The following is a 20176-nucleotide window of genomic DNA, read 5'->3' as shown; positions in this document are numbered from 1 at the left end:
TGGTCCCAGCCCACGGTCATCACCCCCCGACGGCGGTGCCGGGGCGGGAGCCGCGACCGCGGGCGGGCCGCCGGTCCAGCTCGAACCACACCGTCGTCCGGTCGTCCTCGTGCAGGGTCCCCCACCTGCTGGCCTGGGCCGCCACCAGCCGCAGCCCCCGGCCGCCCTCGGCGGAGGTGTCCAGGGGCCGCAGGTGCGGCGTGGCCGCACCGGACGTGCGCGACCCCTCGTCGGTGACCCTCACCTGTACCCGCCCCCGTAGACGGTGCAGCGTGACGGCCACCTCCCCACCCTCGCAGCCGCTGCGCGAGTGGGTGAGCGCATTGTTGAAAAGTTCGCTGACCAGTTCCTGGACCAGCTCGGCCGCCCGGGGCGGAAGCGAGGCGGCCGAGGCGAGCCGGCGCCGGAGTACGGCGGCCTGCTCGGGCACCCCGGCGAGGGTCGGGGAATGGCCCGGGTTCGCGGGCGCCGGTTCCACCAGGATCGCCGCGCGGTCGCGGGGGTCGGTCGTGCGGCGGGGCAACCTGGTGGCCCGGTTCTCCTTCGCCGGTTTCCCCTCGGGAGAATTCCCGCGCTGTTTCATACGGATCACTGATCCCACCCGAATCCCCGTTCCCCGGATCGCCCGCCATGGGGCGAAGAGAGTGTCTCGCCGGCCTCGGACACGCTCTGATCAGCGCGGACGCCGTGCCGGTCGGCCGCCGTCCCGCCATCGCGTGTCCATGGACAACACCATGGACGCTCCTGGGGCGGAACTCCAGGAAAGCAACCGGGCCGGTGAGGAACCGATGAATTGGTTGTTGCCGGTTGTTTGCCTGTAGGGGAGTGGGCGAACTGGTTTTCCTCCGGTTGATCGGGTGGACGGGTGGAACGACGCGGCAGGCCGAAATGGCGCAGGTTGGGAACAGAGTTGAGGGCGCTTCGCAAGAGGTCTCTGATGACGCAGGCGGAGCTGGCTCCGTACGCCAGAGCCGTTCCCGCCCAGATCTCGGCGTGGGAGAACGGCAAGCGCGGGATGAGCCAGGACCAGGCCCGCCGGCTCGACCAGGCGCTCAACGCCAACGGGCGGCTCGAACGGGCGTATGAGAAGGCCAATACGCCTGATTCGCTGCCGATCTGGTACGAACAGGTCCCCGAGATAGAACAGCGGGTCTTCGAGCTGCGGGAGTACCAGTGCCAGCTCGTTCCCGGCCTGGTCCAGACCGCCGAGTACGCCAAGGCCGCCATCGGGGACGCCCTGCCGTGGGCCTCGGAGGAGGTGGACCGGATGGTCGATGCCCGGATGGCACGTCAGGACATCCTGGAGAAGCCGCATCCTCCGCTGGTGTCCATCGTTGTGGAGGAGTTCCTCCTGAGCCGTGTGATCGGCGGCGAGCGTACCCAGGCCGCGCAGTTGGACCGCGTGCTCGACCTCGTGAAACGGGGCAGGATCCGGCTGCAGGTCGTGCCCTCGGGCGTTCGCCATCACTACGGGACGGCTGGACCATTCCGGATCTACACTTTCCCCGACAATCCACCGCTGGCCTCCGCTGAGTACACGGCCGGTGAGGTGCTGATGGAGGTCCTGGACACTGTGCAGAAGTGCATGACCACCTTCGGCTTCCTCCAGGCCGAGGCGCTGTCGATGGAGGCCAGTGTGGAACTGCTCAGGAAGGCCAGGAAGAGCATTGATGGATAGGCACGAGCACGGCAGAAGTCCGTGGCACAAGAGCAGCTACAGCTCGGGGCAGGGTAGCTGTGTCGAGGTGGCGGAGGGGAAGAGCGTGTTGGTGCGCGACACCCGGAACCGCGGTCTCGGGCATGTGGAGTACTCCGCTGACGCCTGGACGTCCTTCCTGCGGGGCGTGAAGCTCCAGCACTCCTAGGCTTCACTGACGCGCGACGGCTGGTCGGTTTTCCGGCCAGCCGTTTTCTGTTGCCCGAAAAGGGGTGCCAACCCCATTAATTCGGGCAAACGCAGACCAATGGATGAGGCGGGTGCGGGTTAGGTGCCATCTGCGTGAACTGCCGAGACGATCTTTTTTGAAGTATTTGGAATTACTTGCCGGTACTGTCATCGCCACCCGCCTCCGCCCCCTAATATTTTTCCCGAACACACAACTGAACCCACGCAATGGCCCCGCAGCGGTCAGTTACCGCCCGGGGCCGTGGCCAGCAAGGTTCTCCTGATTGCCAAAGGATTGCCAGCATGCGCCAGTTTAGCGCTGTCCTCCTCCGCCGTGCCCTCGGCCCGGTGACCGACTTCTTCTCCTCCCCGCGCGGACGCCACTCGACCTTCGGCCGTCGCCGCCGCTCCACGCGCGTGCGCCGCTACGTGCCCGCCACCCTCCCCGCGCCCGAGGCAGTGTCCGCTCCCGTGCTCCGTCCGGCCCCTCCGAACCAGACCATCCATGCCGAGGAGGTCGCTCTGATCCGGCCCTACTGCGCCGCCCACGAACGTGAGCGGGAGCGTGTCCGAAAGTCCCGGGTCACGGTCCCCCCGCCCCGTGGCCACCAGCCCGTGCGGGTACCGGCGTCGGCCGAGGTGGAGCGCGAGTTCGCCCGGGTCCAGGCGCGAGCCAGGGCCCTGGTCCAGGAGTGGGCGGCCGCGCCCGTCCCGGTCGGCGACCTGCTCTGCGGTTCCTCCGAGTGGGACGGACCCGCCGGTGCGGCTCGGTCCGGGCGGCGGCGCCAGGGGGTGCCCGCATGAGCCTCGTCTACTGGGAGCCCCGCACCTACGGGCGCGACCTGGCCGACCTGTCCGCCGCCCGCCGGGACCTGTCCGAGGACATGTCCGGGTTCGAGCCGGACCTCGTGGACACCGTGCGGTCGTGCCTGCACGAGTTGCACGCCAACGCCTGCAGGTACGGCCGCCCCGGCGGCGAGGTCACCCGCCACCTGGTCCTGGGCGAGGACCACGTCCTGAGGCTGACCGTGCACAACGACCACGGAGCCGATTCGGTCCCGCGCATCCCGGTCGAGCGCACCGGTGAGGAGTGGGACCGGGCCGAGGGCCGGCGCGGGCTGCTGCCGGTGGACGGCCTCGCCGACGAGTGGGGCCGCTACGCCTGGCCGGTCCGGTCGGGGCTGGGGGTCCTGGTGTGGGCCTCCTTCGCCCTGGATCCGGCCGCCGTCCTCCGGGCCGCAAGGCGCTTGCTGAGCCCCGTCCGCTGAACACGTCCGGGCCGTGGGACCGGTTCCCACGGCCCCTCCCCCTCCGACTCCCCTGACAACGCCGGCAAGGAACCGTATGCCCACTCAGGAGCACGAGATCCCGCTGCGGATCGTGCAGAACCAGCCCGCCCTGGCTCCGTTCCTGCTCAGGAAGGTCCTGGGTTATGAGCTGCCAGAGCACACCGAGGCGGTTCTGACCTCCTCGTACCTGTCCAACTGCACGCCCAAGGAGTGGACCAGCGACGAGGCCGTCGTGCTACGCGATGGCACCCGCGAGGTCCTGGCCATCGCCGTGGAGCGCCAGGACGGCCGGGACAAGGACAAGCGGCACAGCTGGCCCGTCTACCTGTCCACTCTTTACGGGCGCCTGGAGTGCCCGACGGTGCTGGTGGTGCTGTGCCCCAGCCGGGCCTACGAGGCCGCTCGGAAGGAGCTGGAGGGCTTGATGTCCGTGGACACCTATGAGTGGCAGAGCGACTTCGCCCGTAAGTACGTCGGTCTCGGTCGCGAGGAGGGCCGGGAAGAGGGCCTGTCCCACAGCGTGATCGCGGTGCTCCAGGCGCGTGGGCTCACCGTCTCCGACGAGGTCCGTCGGCGCATCGAGTCCTGCACCGACCTGGAGACCCTGAAGACGTGGGTCCCCAGGGCCGTCACGGTCGAGCGTCCCGAGCACCTCTTCGACTGACGCCCTCCGGCGCCGCGGGACGCCGCCGGAGTGCCACCCTTGGAGTGGACCCTCCGGCGGTTCCCGGGTGGGAGCGGGCCCCGCACCGGGTTCACGGCGACGGGTCCTCGGTGAGCCGGAGGAGGGCGGCGATCTCGGCGGCGGCGTCGAGGAGGGCCCGGGAGCGGACCGCGATGCTCGCGTCCCGTGCCGCCAGCGCGGCTTCGACCTCCTCCGACCGGCGACCGCGCGGCAGGTCCGGCACCAGCCTCCGGATGGTCTCGACGCGGTATCCGGCGCCGCGCAGCTGGTGGACGATCCGGGCGTCCCGCACCTGGGCCGGCGAGTACCGCCGCGTCCCCCGCACGGACACGCGGTCGGGAACGACGAGCCCCTCGGTGTCCCAGTGCCGCAGTGTCGAGGGCCGCACTCCGAGCGCGGCGGCCAGCTCGGACACGCCCATCGCGTCCGACGGACGCACCTCCCCGATCGGCTCGGCGGAGATGGCCTCGGCGGCCTCCCTGGCGAGCGTGAGATCCCCGCGCTCACGGTCGAGCCGGGCGTGGGCCGTGTCGAGGAGGGCGAGCAGCCCGGGGGCGGGGCACCCGTGCGCCGCACGCATGATCCCCTTGGCCTCGACCGGGCCGGTACCGGCCGCGAGGGCCCGGTAGGCCAGCGCGGAGCGCAGGTGGACCTCCCCGTAGACCCGGTGACCCGAGGCCGTGCGCCTCGCCGGAGGCAGAACACCGTCGCGTTCGAGGTTGCGTACCTGCTGGACGGAGTACCCGGCGCGCCGCGCGACGTCGACCGTGCGCATGCGTGGCGAGTTGAGGTTCGGCACCCCAAAACCCCCTGCCTCCCGGCCGTGATCGTCTCCAGACCTCCACAAGCACCTTAATGAAACGCTGGAGCACATGACCGAGGAAGAGATCATCAGCTTCGTGAGCGGGCTCGACGGCGCCTTGGCCCTCAGGCCGCGACCCGGGGACGGCTCACCGGAGATCAGTTGGGGCGACACCTTCTTCTACTACGCGCCCGACGGCGTCATGCCGCAGGCCACCCAGCCCTTCGCGACGATCGTGACCAAGGACTACCCCGGCGATGAGGGATCGCGGCTGGACCGCCCGGGCGCGTTCCGCGTCAACATCGCCGCGGGGAGGGAGTCCTTCGTCCACTGGACCGGACGCGAGCCCCGTGAGCAGGCCGTCGACGCCGACCCCGGGGCCACCGACACCGTGATCGCGCACCCCGTCTACGGCACCCTCGGCTGGCTCGCGGTGGTCGACCCGGGCAGGCGGACCGACGCGGCGGTCCGCGAGCTGCTGGGCAGGGCCCACCGCCTCGCGCGCTCGCGCCACGAACGGCGCGGCGGGTCGGCGTCGGGCTGACGGGAGGTCCCCGGGCATCGGAGGGCCGGACCGGCCGTGGTTACCATGGCGCATGGCCAGCGAGACCCCCGCGGCGGCGCGGCACCGCCGCGAACAGCTCCGCGACTTCCTGCGCACCCGACGGGCGCGGCTCACCCCCGGCGACGTCGGCATGGCCGAGGGCGGCAGGCGCCGGACACCGGGCCTGCGGCGCGAGGAGGTCGCCGTGCTGGCCGGGGTCGGCGTCTCCTGGTACACCTGGCTCGAACAGGGCCGCGACATCAACGCCTCGGCCGAGGTGCTCGACGCGATCAGCCGGGCGCTGCGCCTGACCGGGCCCGAGCGCGCGCACCTGTACGTGCTGGCCGGCCTCAACCCGCCTCGGCCCGGCGGGGCGCGCGACGCCCCGGTCACCCCGGAGCTGCGGAACCTGATCGACGCGTGGACGCCGCGGCCCGCGATGCTGCGGGACCGGTACTGGCACCTGCTCGCGGTCAACGACGCGGCGCGGACGGTGTTCGGCTACGGCGACACCGACCACAACTGCCTCGTCACGTTCTTCACCAACGCCCGGTACCGCGACCTGCACGTCCACTGGGCCTCCGTCGCGCCGGACGTCGTCGCCGCCTTCCGCGCCGACGCGGCGCACTTCCCCGACGACCCGGAGTTCGCCCGGGTGGTCGAGGACCTCAGCGCCGTGAGCCCCGAGTTCGCCCGGCTGTGGGCCCGCCACGACGTGGGCGACCACCTCCAGGCGGTGAAGGCGGTCCTGCACCCCGAGGCGGGCGACCTGGTCTTCGACAAGACGGTCCTGACGGTGGCCGACCGTCCGGACTGGCACCTGGAGCTGTACAACCCGCGTCCCGGCACCGGGACCGGGGACCGGCTCGAACGGCTGACGCGCGTCCGGATCGACGCCCCGGCCTGACCGCGCGCCGAACCTGGTGGTGCCACTCCCCGGATGGACGCGCACTGTCGGGGCCGGGTGCCGGCTGGGACGTTGGTGCCATGACACACGGCACTTCACGGTTCGACGACAGGACCGCACTCATCACCGGCGGCACGAGCGGCATGGGACTGGCCACCGCGCGAAGGCTGCTCTCCGAGGGCGCGCGGGTGGTCGTCACCGGGCGCGACAAGAACCGGCTGGACGCCGCGGTCGAGGACCTGGGCGGCGGGGACCGCCTCCTCGCGGTACGCGGTGACGCGGCGAGCCTCACCGACCTCGACGCGCTGGCGGAGCGCGTCCAGGACCGCTACGGGCGGCTGGACGTGGTCTTCGCCAACGCGGGCGTCGCCTCCTTCCAGCCCAGTGGGGACGTCACCGAGGCCGAGTTCGACCGCCTCGTGGACATCAACTTCAAGGGGGTGTTCTTCACCGTCCAAAAGGCGCTTCCGCTGCTGTCCGACCACGCGGCGATCGTGATCAACGCGTCGTGGACGCTGCACCGGGGCATGCCCGGAGCCGCCCTGTACGCGGCGACCAAGGCCGCGGTGCACAACCTGGCGCACACCCTCGCGGCGGAACTGGGGCCGAGGGGGATCCGGGTCAACTCGGTGAGCCCCGGCTACATCGAGACCCCGATGTTCCACTCCGCCCTCTCCGCCGGGGAGAGGGACACCGTCACCGCCGACGTGGTGGCGGGACGCCTCGGTACCGCCGACGACGTCGCGGGCGCCGTCGCCTTCCTCGCCTCCGACGAGGCGGCCTACGTCAACGGGCAGGACCTGGTCATCGACGGCGGCCTGGTCGCCGCCATCCCCGGAGCGATGGGGTAGCAAAGGCCCGGGGAACACGTGCCCCCGAATCGACCTGCCCTCGGGCGTGTCGACCTGCCCTGGGCGATCACACGGTGCGATCTGACATTCCTGCGCGTGAAGATGATTGGGAGCAAATATCACGGGCAGGTAACGGACTACGGCGCTCTCCTGGCGTCGGACGCGGTTCCCCCCGGGGAGCCGCGGGCCCCACACGGCTTCCGGGCTCTCCTCCCGGAGCCGTCCCCTCCGTACAGGAGGGGGTTGTGGTGGGGTGTCTGTGTGCCGAAGGGGTTCCCGGGTTCCCGATCTGCGGGGGCGGTCGGGAAACCGGGAACCTCAACGGATGGCGTTCCAGGCGCGGCCCCGTCCCGTGAGCGCCCGCCCGCGCCCCCGAGACGGCGTGCGGGCGGGGAGCGGAGCCGCGAGATCCGGTTCGTGCGTCAGACGGTGCGCTCGTCGACGCCGATGGCGCCGACCCCGCTACTGTGCCAGGCACACTGGCCCCTGGACTCGCCGGACCTCCCCGGAGCCACTGTGGCCCAGTTGCCGTTCACGTCCGGAGCCCAGCCGCACACGACGACCGCACGGAACCTCATGGTGCGGTCGGTGGGGTTGGTGCAGAAGGCGATACCCAGGTGGTCGTCGTTGTGGTGCGTGAAGGTGTCGCAGTCCAACACCAGCGCGGAGGCCGGGACGGGCGTGAGGACGGTGCCGAGGACGACGGCCGCGGCGCCGGTCGCGAGGGCGCGCCTCAGGCCGGAGAAACGGGACATGTGCTTCCTTACGGGAAAAATGGAACTCAGGGTGCCACGATCGCTACCCAACGTGGCAGTTCCTGGTGTTTCCTCGTCACAGCTCCCGGAATCCTCGCCTCCGGTCTTTTCCCGTACCTGGCCAGCCAGGTTCCTCCGCCGCCCGGCGGGGAACCCGGCACGCGGACATGAGGGGTGGCCGTGGGGCGCCCCCACGGCCACCGCGGCTTTCCACCGTCGCCGTCTCAGAAGCGGTCGAGCAGCTGGGCACAGCGGATCAGGCCCAGGTGCGAGTACGCCTGCGGGTGGTTGCCCAGGGCGCGCTCGGTGACCGGGTCGAACTCCTCCGGGATGAGCCCGGTCGGTCCGGCGCAGTCCACCAGGTGCTTGAACAGCTCCTCGGCCTCCGCGCGGCGCCCGGTCAGCAGGTACGCCTCGATCAGCCACGTCGTGCACAGGTGGAAGCCGCCCTCACCGCCGGGCAGGCCGTCGTCGCGGTGGTAGCGGTAGACCGTCGGGCCGCTGCGCAGTTCCGCCTCCACGGCCGTCACGGTGGCCTGGAAGCGCTCGTCGGCCGGGTCGATCAGTCCGGACAGGCCGATGTGCAGCGACGCCGCGTCCAGGTCGGTGCCGTCGTAGGCGGTCGTGAAGGCCTGCGCCTGCTCGTTCCAGCCCCTCTCCAGCACCTCGGCGGCGATGTCCTCGCGCAGTCCCCGCCAGGACGGGTCCACCTCGCGGCCGTACCGCCCGGCCAGGGTGACGGCGCGGTCCAGGGTCACCCAGCACATCACCTTGGAGTAGACGCGCTGACGGGGCTCGTCGCGCTCCTCCCAGATGCCGTGGTCGGGCTCGTGCCAGCGGCGGGCGACGGCCTCGGCCATCGACCGCACCAGGTCCCAGTCGCGGTCGGCGAGCGTGCCGCGCACCGACGACAGCTGCGCGATCAGCTCCACGACGGGGCCGAACACGTCCAGCTGCACCTGGTGGTCGGCCAGGTTGCCGATCCGGACCGGCCGCGAGCCCGCGTACCCGGACAGCGACTCCACGACCTCCTCCGGACGCAGGTCGGTGCCCCGCAGCGAGTACAGCGGGCGCAGCATCTCCGGGCCGGGCAGCGAGTCCACGACCCGGTGCACCCAGTCCAGGAAGTCCTCGGCCTCGGCGGTCGAGCCCAGGGAGACCAGCGACTGCACGGTCAGGGCACCGTCGCGCAGCCAGCAGTACCGGTAGTCCCAGTTGCGGACTCCGCCGATCTCCTCGGGCAGCGACGTGGTCGCGGCGGCCATCACACCGCCGGACGGGGTGCACAGCCCGCGCAGGGTGAGGGCGGAGCGCGCCGCGAGCTGCTGGGCGGTGTCGGGCAGGGTGAGGCCGTCGAGCCAGGTCGACCAGTGCTCGTCGGCCATCCGCCGGCGCTCGGACTCGGGCAGGGTTCCGGGCACGAGGGAGTCGGTGCCGCAGCGCAGCTCCAGCACCACCGGCCGTTCCGAGGACGGGTGGACGACCGCGCGGGCGACGTCGGCGACGCCGTCGTGCTCGACCTCCCAGTCCACTCCCGGCGAGTACAGCGCCATCGGGAAGTCGGCGCCCTCCACGAGCAGGCCGTTCTCCCGGCGGGTGATGCGCACGGGCGCGCGGCCGAAGTCGGGGCGGGGCGCGAACTCGACGGTCGCCGGGGTGACGCCGCCGATCACCCGGACGAGGTCGGTACGGCCCCGCGTCGTGCCGTGGGCGAGGTAGTCGGTGACGTCCATGCGCGACCAGCGGGTGCGCACGGTCATGGTGCCGGGCAGGTAGCGCTGGCCCAGCGGCAGGCCGCCGTGGGCGGGGGAGACGGCGAACACGCCCGCCTGCCGACCGCCCAGGACCTCGGCGAACAGGGCGCCGGAGTCGGGCTCGGGGTGGCAGAACCAGAGCAGGCGCGCGTCCGGGCCGACAAGGGCGACCGAGCTCTGGTTGGAGAGCATCGACATGCGCTCGATGGGGGTGGGGCGCTCGCCGAAGACCCAGGAGCGGCGCTCGGTGGCCAGCACGGACAGCAGGGACGCGGCGGTCGGGGTGTCGGGCACGCGGTGGGCGGCCACGGTGGGCTCCTCGCCGACCCGCACGCCGGCGTCGGCGCCGGTCAGCCGCATGAAGACGGGCTCCTCGCCGTCACCGCCGCCGATGTAGAGGATGGCACCCGCCTCGACCTGCTCGCGGAGCAGCTCCAGGGCGGCGGCCTTGTCCGAGGGCGGGGCGCCGGGCCCGGTCGCGGTGTGTCCGGGGTCGATCGTCAGGTCGGTGTCGAACTCGGTCCCGTGCGCGCCCACCAGGCGCACCTCGGCGGGCAGGCGCGAGAGCGCGGCCAGGTCCCGCAGGGGGCGGGCGGAGATGACCGCGCACACGGTGCCGGGCAGGTCCGCCAGGTCGCGCAGCGCGCGCAGCGCCTCGGGCAGCGGCCGCCCGTGCGCGGGGTCGACCGGGGCGAGGGCGCCGTCGTAGTCGCAGGCGACGAGCAGCCGCGAGGTCCGGGCCAGGGCGGAGACACGCTGCCTGACGTCCACGGGCATGGCCGCCGGAACGGTGCTCTCCGGGAATCCCGGAACCGCCTCGACCGCTTGGGTGAGCGTCACGTTGCCTCCTCCGTCGGTCCACAGTGACCTGGGGAAATAGGGTGATCTGTACGATTCCGCGCGCATGATGCTGGTTCACACTGATAACGGGTGCGGGAAGAGTGGTCCCAGGGCTTGTGGCACGGGATGGGACTTCGGGGGATGTGGGGAGAGTCCCTCAGGGACTTTTCACGTGTATGCGGGTAAATAGGTCACGCCAGACGCAAAGAACCGGTCCGCAAGAAGTCAACGCGAGACTACCCCCGCCCCGCCCGTACCTGCGACACCAGCTTCCGGTGATGCAGGTCACGAATCGGCTGCAAAAGCACAGGAAAGCCGCGTCCTGCGGTCCGAGCGATCCCGCGATCACCCGCTGTCGCGAGGATCCGGGCGTGTACGGCCCGGAAGGTCCTCCTCCGGCCGTCCCCGGCGCAGGGGACGTGCCATGAAGCACATGGTGCGGGTGCCGACCGGACGGGCACCGGTGCGCCGGCCGGAGGCGTCGCGTGTGCGACCCGCGGCTGGCACGGTCTCCGCGGCCCCCGCCGACCCCGCCGACCTCAGCGTCGTCCGTCGCCGTCCGTGCGTGACGTGGGGCCGTGGCCGTGCGGACACCCGGTTCGCCGCCCCGGACGTGGAGGGGCCCGCCACGTGGAGTGGCGGGCCCGGTGGCTGGGAGGGGTCCGGCGGGGTGGGGCCGGAAGGGCTCAGGTGGTCTTCTCGGGCTTGCGCAGGTGGTGGACCCACGCGGGCGGGATGTTGGCGAACACCTTCTCGGAGCCGATGCCGTACCGGTCGATCCGGTCCTGCACCAGCCAGCTCGTACGCGCCTGGCGCAGGTAGTCCTCGCGGCGGGCGATGACGGCCTTGACCTCCTTGGTGTAGAGGTAGCCGTAGAAGGACAGGGTCCCGCCCGGTTCGAGCACCTCGAAGTAGTAGTCGAGGATCTCCCGGACGGTGTCGACGTCGAAGTTCGCGAACGGCAGGCCCGACACGATCACGTCGTAGGAGCGGTCGGTGCCCATGTCGTTGACGAGCTTGGCGTGCACCCTGACGCGGTCGGAGACCCCGGACATGACCGGGTCCGTCTCCATCAGGCCCTCGACGTAGGCGGCGAACTCGGGGTTGGCCTCGACGAGGTCGGCGGTGTCCCCGGGACGCATCGCCGCGGCGATCCCGCGGCTGATCGCGCCGGTGCCCGCGCCCGCCTCCAGGATGCGCAGCGGCCGGTCGGGTTCGGGTCGCCGCCGGACGTACTCGGCCATCGCGTGGGCCAGGGCACCGCTGCTGGGAACGATGGAACCGGTGGCGTGGAAGGTCCGCAGCGCCTGGCTGAAGAACAGCCGTGTGTCACGCAGGCGCTCGTCCAACCTCAGGGAGGAGAAGGGTCCGGTGGGACTGTGTGTCTCGGACATACCCGAACGCTAACGCCTCGGCCCCCTCCAGTGGAGGCGGCGCGGCCGACACATCGGGAAAAGACGGACCGGAACGGCCGTGGACGGGCCCGCCCCGGAACCCGGAGCCCTCGGGGATCCGCCTCCGCGACGCCCTACTCTGGGGATATGAGCGAAGCGGCCGGCACCTCCGAGACCTCCGACCACACCCGGACCGCGCTGGTCACCGGCGCCTCCACCGGGATCGGCGAGGAGTACGCCCGCAGGCTCGCCGAGCGCGGCTACTCCCTGGTCCTGGTGGCCCGCCGGGGCAAGGCGCTCGAAGCCCTCGCCGAGGAGCTCCGCCTCCGCTACGGGACCCGTGCCCGCTCCCTGCCCGCCGACCTCGGCACCGACGAGGGCCTCTCCCGGGTCGTCGAGCGCCTGTCGGCCGACGGCAGCGGCGCCGACGCCCCCGTCGACCTGCTCGTCAACAACGCCGGACGCGGTGACGGAGGCCCCTTCACGGAGCAGGACCCCGCCGAGATCGACGCCATGCTCGACCTCAACGTGCGCGCGGTCATCCAGCTGGCGCGTGCCGTCCTGCCGGTGCAGATCGCCCGCAGGAAGGCGGGGCTGGACCGGGCCAGCAGGCTCGGCGTCATCAACCTCTCCTCCGTCGCGGGCGAGGTCACCGCCAACCCCGGCGGATCGGTGTACGGCGCCGGGAAGAAGTTCGTCAGCCTGTGGAGCGAGAGCGTCGCCGCCGAGGTCTCCGAGCACGGCGTGCACGTCACCGCCGTCCTGCCCGGCTTCGTGCGCACCGACATGACCCGCAGGGTCCAGGAGAGCGGCCTGCCCGCGTTCGCGTTCGTCTCCAAGGACCAGGTCGTCCGCGAGTCCCTCGCCGCCTGGGCCGCCGGACGCCCCAGCGTCGTCCCCGGCGCCCAGTACAAGGCCGCCACGGGCATCCTGCGCCTCCTGCCCAAGCCGATCGTGCGCGCCGCCGCGCGCAGGGTCCGGTGAGGCCGGGGACCCGCGACGCCCCGGCGCGGTGTGGCGCATTCCGCTGACCACATGCTGAGACACCCCCGGGTCGGTGCGGCATCGGGACGCCGGACCGCCTACGCTGGTAGCGCATCTGTCGGTCGAGGAAAGACACCATGAAGACCTTCGAAGAGCTCTTCGCCGAGCTGTCCGAGAAGGCGCGCTCCCGCCCCGAGGGGTCCGGGACCGTCGCCCAGCTCGACGCCGGTGTCCATGCCATCGGCAAGAAGGTCGTCGAGGAGGCCGCCGAGGTCTGGATGGCCGCCGAGTACGAGTCGGACGAGCAGGCAGCCGAAGAGATCTCCCAGCTCCTCTACCACCTCCAGGTCCTGATGCTGGCGCGCGGGCTGCGCCTCGAGGACGTCTACAAGCATCTGTAGGTCGGCGCGCGCCCCGCGCGTACCGGCCCCTGACGGACGTCCCCGTAACCAAAGCCACAGAAAGCCGTGAACATGCCCGACATGCTGAGAATCGCCGTGCCCAACAAGGGCCAGCTCTCCGAACCCGCCGTGGAGATGCTGCGCGAGGCCGGCTACCGGCAGCGCAAGAGCAGCCGCGACCTGGTCATGGTCGACCCCGACAACGACACCGAGTTCTTCTTCCTGCGCCCCAAGGACATCGCCGTCTACGTCGGTGAGGGCATCCTCCAGGCCGGGATCACCGGCCGCGACATGCTGCTCGACTCCGGCGCGCCCGTGGACGAGGTCCTCCCGCTGGGCTTCGGCGGATCCACCTTCCGCTTCGCCGCCCCCGGCGGCGCGGACATGAAGGTGTCCGACCTCAACGGCAAGCGGATCGCCACGTCCTTCGACGGGCTCCTGCGCTCCTACCTGGAGCGGGAGGGCGTCGACGCCCGCGTCATCCACCTGGACGGCGCGGTCGAGAGCTCCGTCAAGCTCGGCGTGGCCGACGCCGTCGCCGACGTGGTCTCCACCGGGACCACCCTGCGCCAGGCGGGCATGGAGACCTTCGGCGAGCCGATCCTGGTCTCCGAGGCGGTCGTCATCCGGCCCACCGGCGCCGAGGACGACGCCCAGATCGAGACGCTGCTGCGCCGTCTGCGCGGTGTCCTGGTCGCGCGCGACTACGTGATGATGGACTACGACGTGCACGCCGAGCGCCTGGAGGCGGCGGTCGCGCTCACCCCGGGCATGGAGGGGCCGACGGTCTCCCCGCTGCACCGCGAGGGCTGGGTCGCGGTCCGGTCGATGGTGCCGCGCAAGGACGCCCAGCGCATCATGGACGACCTGTGGCAGCTCGGCGCCCGCGCCATCCTGGTCACCGACATCTACGCCTGCCGCCTTTAGCGGCGTCGGCCGACGGGTGGGTGCCGAGGCGCCCACCCGTCCCCCGGCTGCGGGGGGACGGGTGAACCGGGGAACCCTACTCCGTCGGGCGCATCCCGACGGACATCTCCACATCGGTGCCGTGCTCCATCTGCCGCAGGGTTCCCACGTCGGCGTACATGCCCTCGACCTCATGCCTGAGCAGGTGGGAGAGCGCCAGGGTGAAGCCGCCCAGGGTCTCCGGTCCGGGCATCGACAGCCAGACCTCGGTCCCCTCCCCGTACTCCCTCAGCTCCACGTCCCCGGGCAGCGGGGACGCCGGTCCCTCCTCCGCCGCGACCGGGACGCACACCCGGTACGCCGCGCCTCCCGGCGTCGGCTCCAGGGTCTTCCACCACCGGCCGTCGGTGCTCCATCCACGCTCCTCGGCCGCGTCGGCGAGCCGTTCCACCAGGGCGCGGACCTCGGCGAGAGCGCGGTCCAGGACGAAGTCCTCGCCCGACACCGAGGTCGTCCCCGTGAGCGCCGTCCGCGCCGGCCTGGGCCGGACCCGCACCCGCGGCTCCCACGCCAGGGCCGCTGAGGCCTCCTCCAGGGCGCGGTCCTGCGCCTCGCGCTCGCGCCGCAGATCCTCGGCGTGCCGGCGCAGTACCTCCGGGGCCAGCCCGGGGTCGTCCACCACGCGCCGGACGGTGTCCAGGCCCATACCCGTGCGGCGCAGGGTGGCGATCCGTCCGGCGCGTTCGATCTGGTCGACGGTGTACCAGCGGAACTGCGTCTCCTCGTCCACGCGGGCCGGGACCAACAGCCCGAGGGAGTGGTAGTGGCGCAGTGCCTTGTGCGAGAGGCCGGTGAGCTCGCTGAAGGAGCCGATGGGAAGCATGGTTCCACTGTGGATGCTCCCCCGAGGGGAGGGGCAAACGGGTGCCCGCCCCGAGCCGTCCGGTCAGTCGTCCCCGGCGCTCCGGCGCGCCTGGAGCGCGGCCCAGACGAACGGGATCTGGAGCGGCACGCGGCCCCAGGCGAGGACCCGGTTGTCGGCCAGGCCCGGGAGCCTGCCCGTACCCGAGTCGAGGGCCATCCGGACGTTGGCGGGCCACACGGCGAGCAGCAGCGCCGCGCTCGCCGGACCGGCCCACGTCCTGCGCGTCAGCAGGCCCGCTCCGCAGACGAGCTCCGCCACACCGCTGCCGTGGACTCACGCGCGCGGTGCCGGGAGGCCGCGGGGCATGATCGCCTGGAAGGGCCCGGGCGCCGCGAAGTGCAGCACGCCCGACACCATGAACAGGCCGCCGAGTGCGTAGGGGGCGGCCTTCCCCACCCGGCCGGGCCGTGCGCCGCGCTTGTGTCCCAGGGCCTTCATGGATCACTCCTCCCGTGGTGGCCCTCAGCCTACTCTCCAGTAACCCCGTGGTCGGCGGCGCTCCCCGGACAGGAGGGCCGCGCCGGGCCCCGTCCGCCCGGATGTGCGGGCACAATGTGGGAATGGACCAGCCAACCCAGGACACCGCCCTTGAACCCCACGCGCCCGAGGGGGAGACGGTCACGCTGGCCAGGGTGACCGGGGAGACCGGCGGCGACCTCGTGCTGCGCCGGTCGGGCGCGCACTACGAGATCTACAGCAACGGGCTGTTCCTCATGGACACCCGCGACGGGACGTCCGAGCGCGAGATGGTGCGCGCGAGCCTCGCCGCGCTCCCCGCGGGCCGCTCCCGCTCCCGCGTGCTCATCGGCGGGCTGGGCGTGGGCTTCTCCGCCCGTGAGGCGCTGGACCACTCCAGGGTGTCGGTGGTGGACGTGGTGGAGCTCGAACCCCACGTGATCGCCTGGCACGACGGCGAACTGGGCGAGGCCGCCGAGTACGTGCACCGGGACCCGCGCTGCCGGGTGCTCAACACCGACATCGTGGCGTGGCTGGAGGAGGCCGCCTCCGCGGACGACCCCGTCCGCTACGACGTGATCTGCCTGGACACCGACAACGGGCCCGACTGGACGGTGGTGGAGAACAACAACCGCCTCTACGAGGCGTCGGGGCTGGACCGGCTCACCCGCCTGCTCACCCCCGGCGGGGTGCTGGCCTTCTGGAGCGCCAACGCGGTGCCCGCCTTCGAGGAGTCGTTGCGCGGGCGGTTCGCGTCGGTGGAGGTCATCGAGGTCCCGGTCGCCCGGGGCGTGCCCGACACCGTCTACCTGGCGCGCGAGCCGCGCTGACGCGGCCGGTGCCGCGCGGCGCCGGCCGCAGGCGGCACCTCAGGCGGTCCCGCCGGGGCTCAGTCCCTGCCGTCGGACATGTACCGGGTGAACTCGTCCAGGGTGATCAGCCCGTCGCCGTCCTCGTCCATGGCGGCGATCGCCCCCAGGGCCTGGTCCTCGGTGCAGCTGTCCCCCAGACGGTGCATCAGGTCGGCGTACTCCTGGGCGGAGATGCGCCCGTCGCTGTCGGCGTCGACGAAGGCGAAGGTCGTCGCGTACTCGTTGGTGTCGGGCATCTGCTGTCCGTTTCCAGGGAATCGGGGGTGCGGGACTCGGCGAAAGGCTACCGGGGACGTGCCGGTTCGGGAAGCGGCGGGAGGGGCCGCGGACGCGGAAGGGGCCGCGCGTCCGGTGGATCCCCCCGGTGCGCGGCCCCTTCGGGGCACCGATCCCCGACGAACGCTCAGCGCGTCCCCCGCGAGCCGATCCACCGAGCGAGCACGGTGAACAGCAGGACCAGCACGAACAGGCAGAGGGCGGCCCCCCAGGCGCGGTCGATACCGGCCTCGAAGGGCTGCGTGGCGCCCCGGTACAGCTGCATCGGCACGGCGCCCTGCGCCTCGCCCTGGAAGGCGGTCACGACCAGGCCGGATCCGAACGCGGTCAGCAGCAGCGGCGCGGTCTCGCCGATGCCGCGGGCGACGGCCAGCATCGAGCCGGTGGCCAGGCCGGGAGCGGCCGCGGGCAGCACCGTGTGCATGATGGTCTGCCACTTGCGCGCGCCCAGGCCGTAGCTGGCGTTGCGCATCTCCTCGGGGACCAGCCGCAGCATCTCCTCCGCCGACCGCGTCACGATCGGCAGCATCATCACCCCGATCGCCACCGCGCCCGCGAAGGTACCGAAGCCCATGCCGCCCCAGCCGATCACCAGCAGGCCGTACACGAACAGACCGACGAAGATCGAGGGGATACCCGTCATCACGTCGGTGAAGAAGCGGATCGCCGAGGTCAGGCGGTTGGGCCCGTACTCCACGACGTAGACCGCCGTGGCGATGCCGAGCGGAATCGACATCAGGATCGACAACGCCATGATGTAGAGCGTGCCGAAGAACCCGGCCGCGTACCCGCCGCCCTCGCGCCGCGGCGGGGGCTCGGTCTCGGTGAAGAACTCCAGGCTGACCACGCCGATGCCGCGCCGGGTGACCTCGAAGATGATGAGGATCAGCGGGATCATCGCCAGGACCATCGCGGCGGTCAGCAGCACCGACGCGGAACGGTCCTTGAGCCTGCGGTAGCCGGAGCCGGGCGGGCGCTGGCTCAGCGGGGTGTGCTGTGCGGACGGGGGAGTGGTGGTTGCGGTGCTCATACGGCGGCGTCTCCCGTGAACTGCCCCAGGCGCCAGACGACGACGCGGGCCAGGATGTTGACGATCATCGTGACCAGGAACAAGGCGACACCGATCGCCATCAGGGCGATGCGGCTCTCCGGCGAGGACTCGCCGAAGGTCGCGGCGATGTGCGACGCCATGCTGCTGCCGGTGCCGAACAGGCTGGCGCCCCAGGACTGGGAGCCGCCGATCAGCATCAGCACGGCGATGGTCTCGCCCAGGGCGCGGCCCAGGCCCAGCATGGCGGCGGCCACGATCCCGGAGAAGCTGGCGGGCAGGATCACCTTGGTGATGACCTCCCACCGGGTGGAGCCCAGGGCGTAGGCGGCCATCTGCTGCTCGACCGGCTGGACGGCGATGACCTCGCGGATGATCGCCGTCATGATCGGCAGGATCATGATGGCCAGCACGATTCCGGCGGGCAGGTAGCCGACGCCGCGCACCGGGCCCTCGAAGAGGAAGAACCAGCCCAGGATGCTCTCGAGCCAGGTGAAGAAGGGGCGCAGCACGGTCGGCAGGAACCAGTGCAGGCCCCAGAGGCCGAAGATGACGCTCGGCACCGCCGCGAGCAGCTCGACCGTGTAGGACAGCGGCTTGGCGAGGCGGCGCGGGGCCAGGTGGGTCAGGTAGACGGCGACCATGATCGACAGGGGCAGCGCGATGGCGATCGCGATGACCGCGGTGACCATGGTCCCGTAGATGAACGGCCAGGCGCCGTAGGTACCGGTGATCTCGGTACGGGAGCGGCCGGGGTTCCAGGTCTCCCCGAAGAGGAAGCCGAAGAAGCCCTCCTTGGCGAAGACCGGCCAGGCCTCGCTGGTGGTCCGGATGACCATCAGGGCCAGGATGACCAGCACGGTGGTGCCGCAGGCCGCGACGACCCACTTGAAGATCGGGTCGGCCAGACGCCCCTTGCCGGACCGCAGCGTCCCCCGCCGGGGGTCCTCGGGGGCCTGCGGGGCCTCACGGGCCTCGGTGGACATGTGCTTCTCCTCTGTGGCTTTCGTGGGGAGTGGAGAGCGTCCCGCCCCGGGGCGGGGGCGGAAGGGGTCGAAGGGAAGGGCGTGCGGGGCCGGGAACCCTCCCCGGCCCCGCAGGGGCGTCTACTCGCCCGCGTCGGCCTCGGCGTCGCCGCCGGCGTCGTTCTGGGAGTTGGTCTTCTCCAGCTCGGCGATGACACGGTCGGTCAGGCCCTCGCCCAGGGGCGCGTAGCCCAGGTCACCGGCCACCTCGCGGGCACCCTCGTCGGTCAGGGCCCAGGTCCAGAAGTCGATGATGGCGTCGGCGCTGGCCTGCTCGTAGCCGCAGGTGTAGGTGAAGATCCAGTTCGAACCGGCGATCGGGTAGCCCTCGCCGCCGATGTCGTCGATGGCGAACTGGAAGTTGTCGGGAACCTCGGCCTCCTCGGAGGCGGCGATGGTCGCGTCCAGGGTCGGCTCGATCGGGTTGCCGTCCTCGTTGACGATGCTGGCGACGGACAGGTCCGCCTCCTGCGCGAAGGACTGGTTGACGTAGCCCAGGCCGCCCGGGTTCTGGGTGATGCCCTGGGCGACGCCGTCGTTCTGCTGGCCGCCGACCAGGCCCTCGGCCCACTCGAGCTCCTTGCCCTCGCCGTACTTGTCGGCCCAGGAGTCGACCTCGGTGGACAGGTAGTGCGAGAACACGTAGGTGGTACCGGAGCTGTCGGACCGGTGCACCGGGATGATCTCGTCGCTCGGCAGCTCCAGGTCCGGGTTGAGATCGGCGATGGCCGGGTCGTCGAAGGTCGTGATCTCGCGGTCGTAGATGCCCGCGATGGTCTCGGCGTCCAGGACGAGGCCGTCCAGGTCGGGGTTGTTGAAGGCGATGACGACCGCGCCGAACACGACGGGGAACTGCACCGCCTCGCAGCCGCGGTTCTCGGCCGCCGTGGCGAGGTCCTCCTCGGACAGGTACTGCTCGGAGGAGCCGAAGTCGACGGTCTGCTCCAGGAACTGCTCGACGCCGGCGCCGGAGCCCACGCTCTGGTAGTTGACGCTGACGCCGGGCTGGACCTCGTTGGAGTAGGTGTAGATCCAGTCCTGGAAGAGGGGGTCGGGGAAGCTGGCCCCGGCGCCGGTCAGGGAGGCGCTGAGGTCGCCGCCCTCGCCACCGGAGCCGTTGCCGCCGTCGTCGCCGCCGCTGCTGCACGCCGCCGCGAGCAGGGGGATGGCCGCCAGGACGGCGAGCTTGGAACGCCCGTTGCGCATGTCGTAGTTCTCCTCGTTGAATCACCGCTGTCGGGGCTGACGTAAAACGACAGTAAGTGCGCAGGAAGACGTGGTGACATCGAAATGGAGGCGCGCCGGTATAAGCCGGGTGAATGCGAAGTGAATGGCGGTAACCATTGGATAACGGTAGCGTGTTTCCGGCCCCGTCCGGTTCTGTCATGTGATCCGGACCCACGGTGATGACCTGCGGGTATGCTTGTCCCCTCGGCGGGGATCGTGGTTGTCTTCCGGCAATGAATATGACGGGGCGGATTGTCCGGTGGTTCACTTTGGCGTTCGTCGGAATGCGAGGTGACGCCAACATGAACAACGGGCCTCACCGGCGTCGGCCGGAAGACCCTGGGCGATAA

Annotated in this window: 22 protein-coding genes and 1 pseudogene; 12 read left to right on the top strand and 11 right to left on the bottom strand. The window is 71.5% G+C overall.

Annotated elements, in window-relative coordinates; all coding sequences use genetic code 11:
* Nucleotides 1-19 precede the first annotated feature (19 nt).
* Nucleotides 20-583, bottom strand: coding sequence for an ATP-binding protein (locus A6A08_RS24460; RefSeq protein WP_083609259.1), 564 nt, complete (start codon nucleotides 581-583; stop codon nucleotides 20-22).
* A 282-nt stretch (nucleotides 584-865) separates the two neighbouring features.
* Between A6A08_RS24460 and A6A08_RS24455 the strand changes: the two genes are divergently transcribed.
* The 5 genes from A6A08_RS24455 (at nucleotide 866) to A6A08_RS24435 (ending at nucleotide 3838) form a co-directional block, all read left to right on the top strand.
* The gene (locus tag A6A08_RS24455; RefSeq protein ID WP_073704980.1) at nucleotides 866-1678 is read left to right on the top strand and encodes a helix-turn-helix transcriptional regulator; all 813 of its coding nucleotides are present in this window, start codon (nucleotides 866-868) and stop codon (nucleotides 1676-1678) included.
* Nucleotides 1671-1865, top strand: a complete 195-nt coding sequence (locus tag A6A08_RS24450) for a DUF397 domain-containing protein (RefSeq protein ID WP_073704979.1) — start codon at nucleotides 1671-1673, stop codon at nucleotides 1863-1865. Before A6A08_RS24455 ends, A6A08_RS24450 begins: the two co-directional genes overlap by 8 nt.
* A gap of 323 nt (nucleotides 1866-2188) precedes the next feature.
* Nucleotides 2189-2689 (top strand): hypothetical protein, encoded by a 501-nt coding sequence (locus tag A6A08_RS24445; RefSeq protein ID WP_073704978.1) that lies wholly within the window; start codon nucleotides 2189-2191, stop codon nucleotides 2687-2689.
* Nucleotides 2686-3153 carry an ATP-binding protein gene (locus A6A08_RS24440; RefSeq protein WP_073704977.1) on the top strand — a complete coding sequence of 156 codons (468 nt, stop codon included), beginning with the start codon at nucleotides 2686-2688 and terminating at the stop codon, nucleotides 3151-3153. The genes A6A08_RS24445 and A6A08_RS24440 overlap by 4 nt, the downstream gene beginning before the upstream one ends.
* A 76-nt stretch (nucleotides 3154-3229) precedes the next feature.
* Nucleotides 3230-3838, top strand: coding sequence for a hypothetical protein (locus A6A08_RS24435; protein ID WP_073704976.1), 609 nt, complete (start codon nucleotides 3230-3232; stop codon nucleotides 3836-3838).
* A 91-nt stretch (nucleotides 3839-3929) separates the two neighbouring features.
* Here the strand turns inward: A6A08_RS24435 and A6A08_RS24430 are convergent, their stop codons facing one another.
* Nucleotides 3930-4634, bottom strand: a complete 705-nt coding sequence (locus A6A08_RS24430; protein WP_083609264.1) for a MerR family transcriptional regulator — start codon at nucleotides 4632-4634, stop codon at nucleotides 3930-3932.
* 97 nt (nucleotides 4635-4731) lie between these two features.
* Here A6A08_RS24430 and A6A08_RS24425 point away from each other — a divergent pair, with 97 nt between their 5' ends.
* From A6A08_RS24425 to A6A08_RS24415, 3 genes are all read left to right on the top strand, one after another.
* Nucleotides 4732-5205, top strand: coding sequence for a DUF6194 family protein (locus A6A08_RS24425; RefSeq protein WP_073704974.1), 474 nt, complete (start codon nucleotides 4732-4734; stop codon nucleotides 5203-5205).
* Between the two features lie 52 nt (nucleotides 5206-5257).
* Nucleotides 5258-6112: a helix-turn-helix transcriptional regulator gene (locus A6A08_RS24420; RefSeq protein ID WP_073704973.1), complete on the top strand. Its 855-nt coding sequence runs from the start codon at nucleotides 5258-5260 to the stop codon at nucleotides 6110-6112.
* 80 nt (nucleotides 6113-6192) lie between these two features.
* A complete protein-coding gene (locus A6A08_RS24415; protein ID WP_073704972.1) occupies nucleotides 6193-6963 on the top strand; it encodes a glucose 1-dehydrogenase in 771 nt (256 codons plus the stop codon).
* Between the two features lie 422 nt (nucleotides 6964-7385).
* Here the strand turns inward: A6A08_RS24415 and A6A08_RS24410 are convergent, their stop codons facing one another.
* The 3 genes from A6A08_RS24410 to A6A08_RS24400 form a co-directional block, all read right to left on the bottom strand.
* Nucleotides 7386-7718, bottom strand: a complete 333-nt coding sequence (locus A6A08_RS24410; RefSeq protein ID WP_073704971.1) for a hypothetical protein — start codon at nucleotides 7716-7718, stop codon at nucleotides 7386-7388.
* A 224-nt stretch (nucleotides 7719-7942) separates the two neighbouring features.
* On the bottom strand, nucleotides 7943-10312 hold the full coding sequence (locus tag A6A08_RS24405) for a trehalase-like domain-containing protein (protein ID WP_073704970.1): 2370 nt from the start codon (nucleotides 10310-10312) through the stop codon (nucleotides 7943-7945).
* 686 nt (nucleotides 10313-10998) lie between these two features.
* Nucleotides 10999-11706, bottom strand: coding sequence for a class I SAM-dependent methyltransferase (locus tag A6A08_RS24400; RefSeq protein WP_073704969.1), 708 nt, complete (start codon nucleotides 11704-11706; stop codon nucleotides 10999-11001).
* Between the two features lie 147 nt (nucleotides 11707-11853).
* Here A6A08_RS24400 and A6A08_RS24395 point away from each other — a divergent pair, with 147 nt between their 5' ends.
* The 3 genes from A6A08_RS24395 to hisG all read left to right on the top strand — a co-directional run bounded on the left by A6A08_RS24395 (nucleotide 11854) and on the right by hisG (nucleotide 14018).
* Complete coding sequence (locus A6A08_RS24395) at nucleotides 11854-12690, top strand: SDR family oxidoreductase (protein WP_073704968.1); 837 nt, start codon at nucleotides 11854-11856, stop codon at nucleotides 12688-12690.
* A 137-nt stretch (nucleotides 12691-12827) separates the two neighbouring features.
* The gene (locus tag A6A08_RS24390; RefSeq protein ID WP_014913038.1) at nucleotides 12828-13091 is read left to right on the top strand and encodes a phosphoribosyl-ATP diphosphatase; all 264 of its coding nucleotides are present in this window, start codon (nucleotides 12828-12830) and stop codon (nucleotides 13089-13091) included.
* 72 nt (nucleotides 13092-13163) lie between these two features.
* Entirely contained in the window at nucleotides 13164-14018 is an 855-nt protein-coding gene (gene hisG, locus A6A08_RS24385) for an ATP phosphoribosyltransferase (RefSeq protein WP_073704967.1), read from the top strand.
* A 76-nt stretch (nucleotides 14019-14094) separates the two neighbouring features.
* Here hisG and A6A08_RS24380 read toward each other — a convergent pair whose 3' ends face one another.
* Both A6A08_RS24380 and A6A08_RS24375 read right to left on the bottom strand, forming a co-directional pair.
* Nucleotides 14095-14880 (bottom strand): helix-turn-helix domain-containing protein, encoded by a 786-nt coding sequence (locus A6A08_RS24380; protein ID WP_073704966.1) that lies wholly within the window; start codon nucleotides 14878-14880, stop codon nucleotides 14095-14097.
* 63 nt (nucleotides 14881-14943) lie between these two features.
* Nucleotides 14944-15360 (bottom strand): annotated as a pseudogene (locus tag A6A08_RS24375) (DoxX family protein).
* Nucleotides 15361-15482: 122 nt separating this feature from the next.
* On the opposite strand from A6A08_RS24375, the gene A6A08_RS24370 reads away from it, so the two are divergent.
* Nucleotides 15483-16208 carry a spermidine synthase gene (locus A6A08_RS24370; RefSeq protein ID WP_073704965.1) on the top strand — a complete coding sequence of 242 codons (726 nt, stop codon included), beginning with the start codon at nucleotides 15483-15485 and terminating at the stop codon, nucleotides 16206-16208.
* A 59-nt stretch (nucleotides 16209-16267) separates the two neighbouring features.
* Here A6A08_RS24370 and A6A08_RS24365 read toward each other — a convergent pair whose 3' ends face one another.
* From A6A08_RS24365 to pstS, 4 genes are all read right to left on the bottom strand, one after another.
* On the bottom strand, nucleotides 16268-16486 hold the full coding sequence (locus tag A6A08_RS24365) for an EF-hand domain-containing protein (protein WP_073704964.1): 219 nt from the start codon (nucleotides 16484-16486) through the stop codon (nucleotides 16268-16270).
* A gap of 167 nt (nucleotides 16487-16653) precedes the next feature.
* Complete coding sequence (gene pstA / locus A6A08_RS24360) at nucleotides 16654-17556, bottom strand: phosphate ABC transporter permease PstA (protein ID WP_073704963.1); 903 nt, start codon at nucleotides 17554-17556, stop codon at nucleotides 16654-16656.
* Entirely contained in the window at nucleotides 17553-18560 is a 1008-nt protein-coding gene (gene pstC, locus A6A08_RS24355) for a phosphate ABC transporter permease subunit PstC (protein WP_073704962.1), read from the bottom strand. Before pstC ends, pstA begins: the two co-directional genes overlap by 4 nt.
* A 120-nt stretch (nucleotides 18561-18680) precedes the next feature.
* Nucleotides 18681-19805, bottom strand: coding sequence for a phosphate ABC transporter substrate-binding protein PstS (gene pstS / locus A6A08_RS24350; RefSeq protein ID WP_073704961.1), 1125 nt, complete (start codon nucleotides 19803-19805; stop codon nucleotides 18681-18683).
* Nucleotides 19806-20176 lie beyond the last annotated feature (371 nt).

It is taken from the genome of Nocardiopsis sp. TSRI0078 (genome assembly GCF_001905145.1).
Classification (GTDB): Bacteria; Actinomycetota; Actinomycetes; order Streptosporangiales; family Streptosporangiaceae; genus Nocardiopsis.
This window is presented reverse-complemented; position numbering and strand designations above follow the sequence as displayed.

Bases quoted from the DNA above. Each gene is read 5' to 3' on its own strand.
- A6A08_RS24460 (WP_083609259.1), bottom strand. From the start codon at position 583: ATGAAACAGCGCGGGAATTCTCCCGAGGGGAAACCGGCGAAGGAGAAC.
- A6A08_RS24450 (WP_073704979.1), top strand. From the start codon at position 1,671: ATGGATAGGCACGAGCACGGCAGAAGTCCGTGGCACAAGAGCAGCTAC.
- A6A08_RS24445 (WP_073704978.1), top strand. From the start codon at position 2,189: ATGCGCCAGTTTAGCGCTGTCCTCCTCCGCCGTGCCCTCGGCCCGGTG.
- A6A08_RS24440 (WP_073704977.1), top strand. From the start codon at position 2,686: ATGAGCCTCGTCTACTGGGAGCCCCGCACCTACGGGCGCGACCTGGCC.
- A6A08_RS24435 (WP_073704976.1), top strand. From the start codon at position 3,230: ATGCCCACTCAGGAGCACGAGATCCCGCTGCGGATCGTGCAGAACCAG.
- A6A08_RS24430 (WP_083609264.1), bottom strand. From the start codon at position 4,634: ATGCGCACGGTCGACGTCGCGCGGCGCGCCGGGTACTCCGTCCAGCAG.
- A6A08_RS24425 (WP_073704974.1), top strand. From the start codon at position 4,732: ATGACCGAGGAAGAGATCATCAGCTTCGTGAGCGGGCTCGACGGCGCC.
- A6A08_RS24420 (WP_073704973.1), top strand. From the start codon at position 5,258: ATGGCCAGCGAGACCCCCGCGGCGGCGCGGCACCGCCGCGAACAGCTC.
- A6A08_RS24415 (WP_073704972.1), top strand. From the start codon at position 6,193: ATGACACACGGCACTTCACGGTTCGACGACAGGACCGCACTCATCACC.
- A6A08_RS24410 (WP_073704971.1), bottom strand. From the start codon at position 7,718: ATGTCCCGTTTCTCCGGCCTGAGGCGCGCCCTCGCGACCGGCGCCGCG.
- A6A08_RS24400 (WP_073704969.1), bottom strand. From the start codon at position 11,706: ATGTCCGAGACACACAGTCCCACCGGACCCTTCTCCTCCCTGAGGTTG.
- A6A08_RS24395 (WP_073704968.1), top strand. From the start codon at position 11,854: ATGAGCGAAGCGGCCGGCACCTCCGAGACCTCCGACCACACCCGGACC.
- A6A08_RS24390 (WP_014913038.1), top strand. From the start codon at position 12,828: ATGAAGACCTTCGAAGAGCTCTTCGCCGAGCTGTCCGAGAAGGCGCGC.
- hisG (WP_073704967.1), top strand. From the start codon at position 13,164: ATGCCCGACATGCTGAGAATCGCCGTGCCCAACAAGGGCCAGCTCTCC.
- A6A08_RS24380 (WP_073704966.1), bottom strand. From the start codon at position 14,880: ATGCTTCCCATCGGCTCCTTCAGCGAGCTCACCGGCCTCTCGCACAAG.
- A6A08_RS24370 (WP_073704965.1), top strand. From the start codon at position 15,483: ATGGACCAGCCAACCCAGGACACCGCCCTTGAACCCCACGCGCCCGAG.
- A6A08_RS24365 (WP_073704964.1), bottom strand. From the start codon at position 16,486: ATGCCCGACACCAACGAGTACGCGACGACCTTCGCCTTCGTCGACGCC.
- pstA (WP_073704963.1), bottom strand. From the start codon at position 17,556: ATGAGCACCGCAACCACCACTCCCCCGTCCGCACAGCACACCCCGCTG.
- pstC (WP_073704962.1), bottom strand. From the start codon at position 18,560: ATGTCCACCGAGGCCCGTGAGGCCCCGCAGGCCCCCGAGGACCCCCGG.
- pstS (WP_073704961.1), bottom strand. From the start codon at position 19,805: ATGCGCAACGGGCGTTCCAAGCTCGCCGTCCTGGCGGCCATCCCCCTG.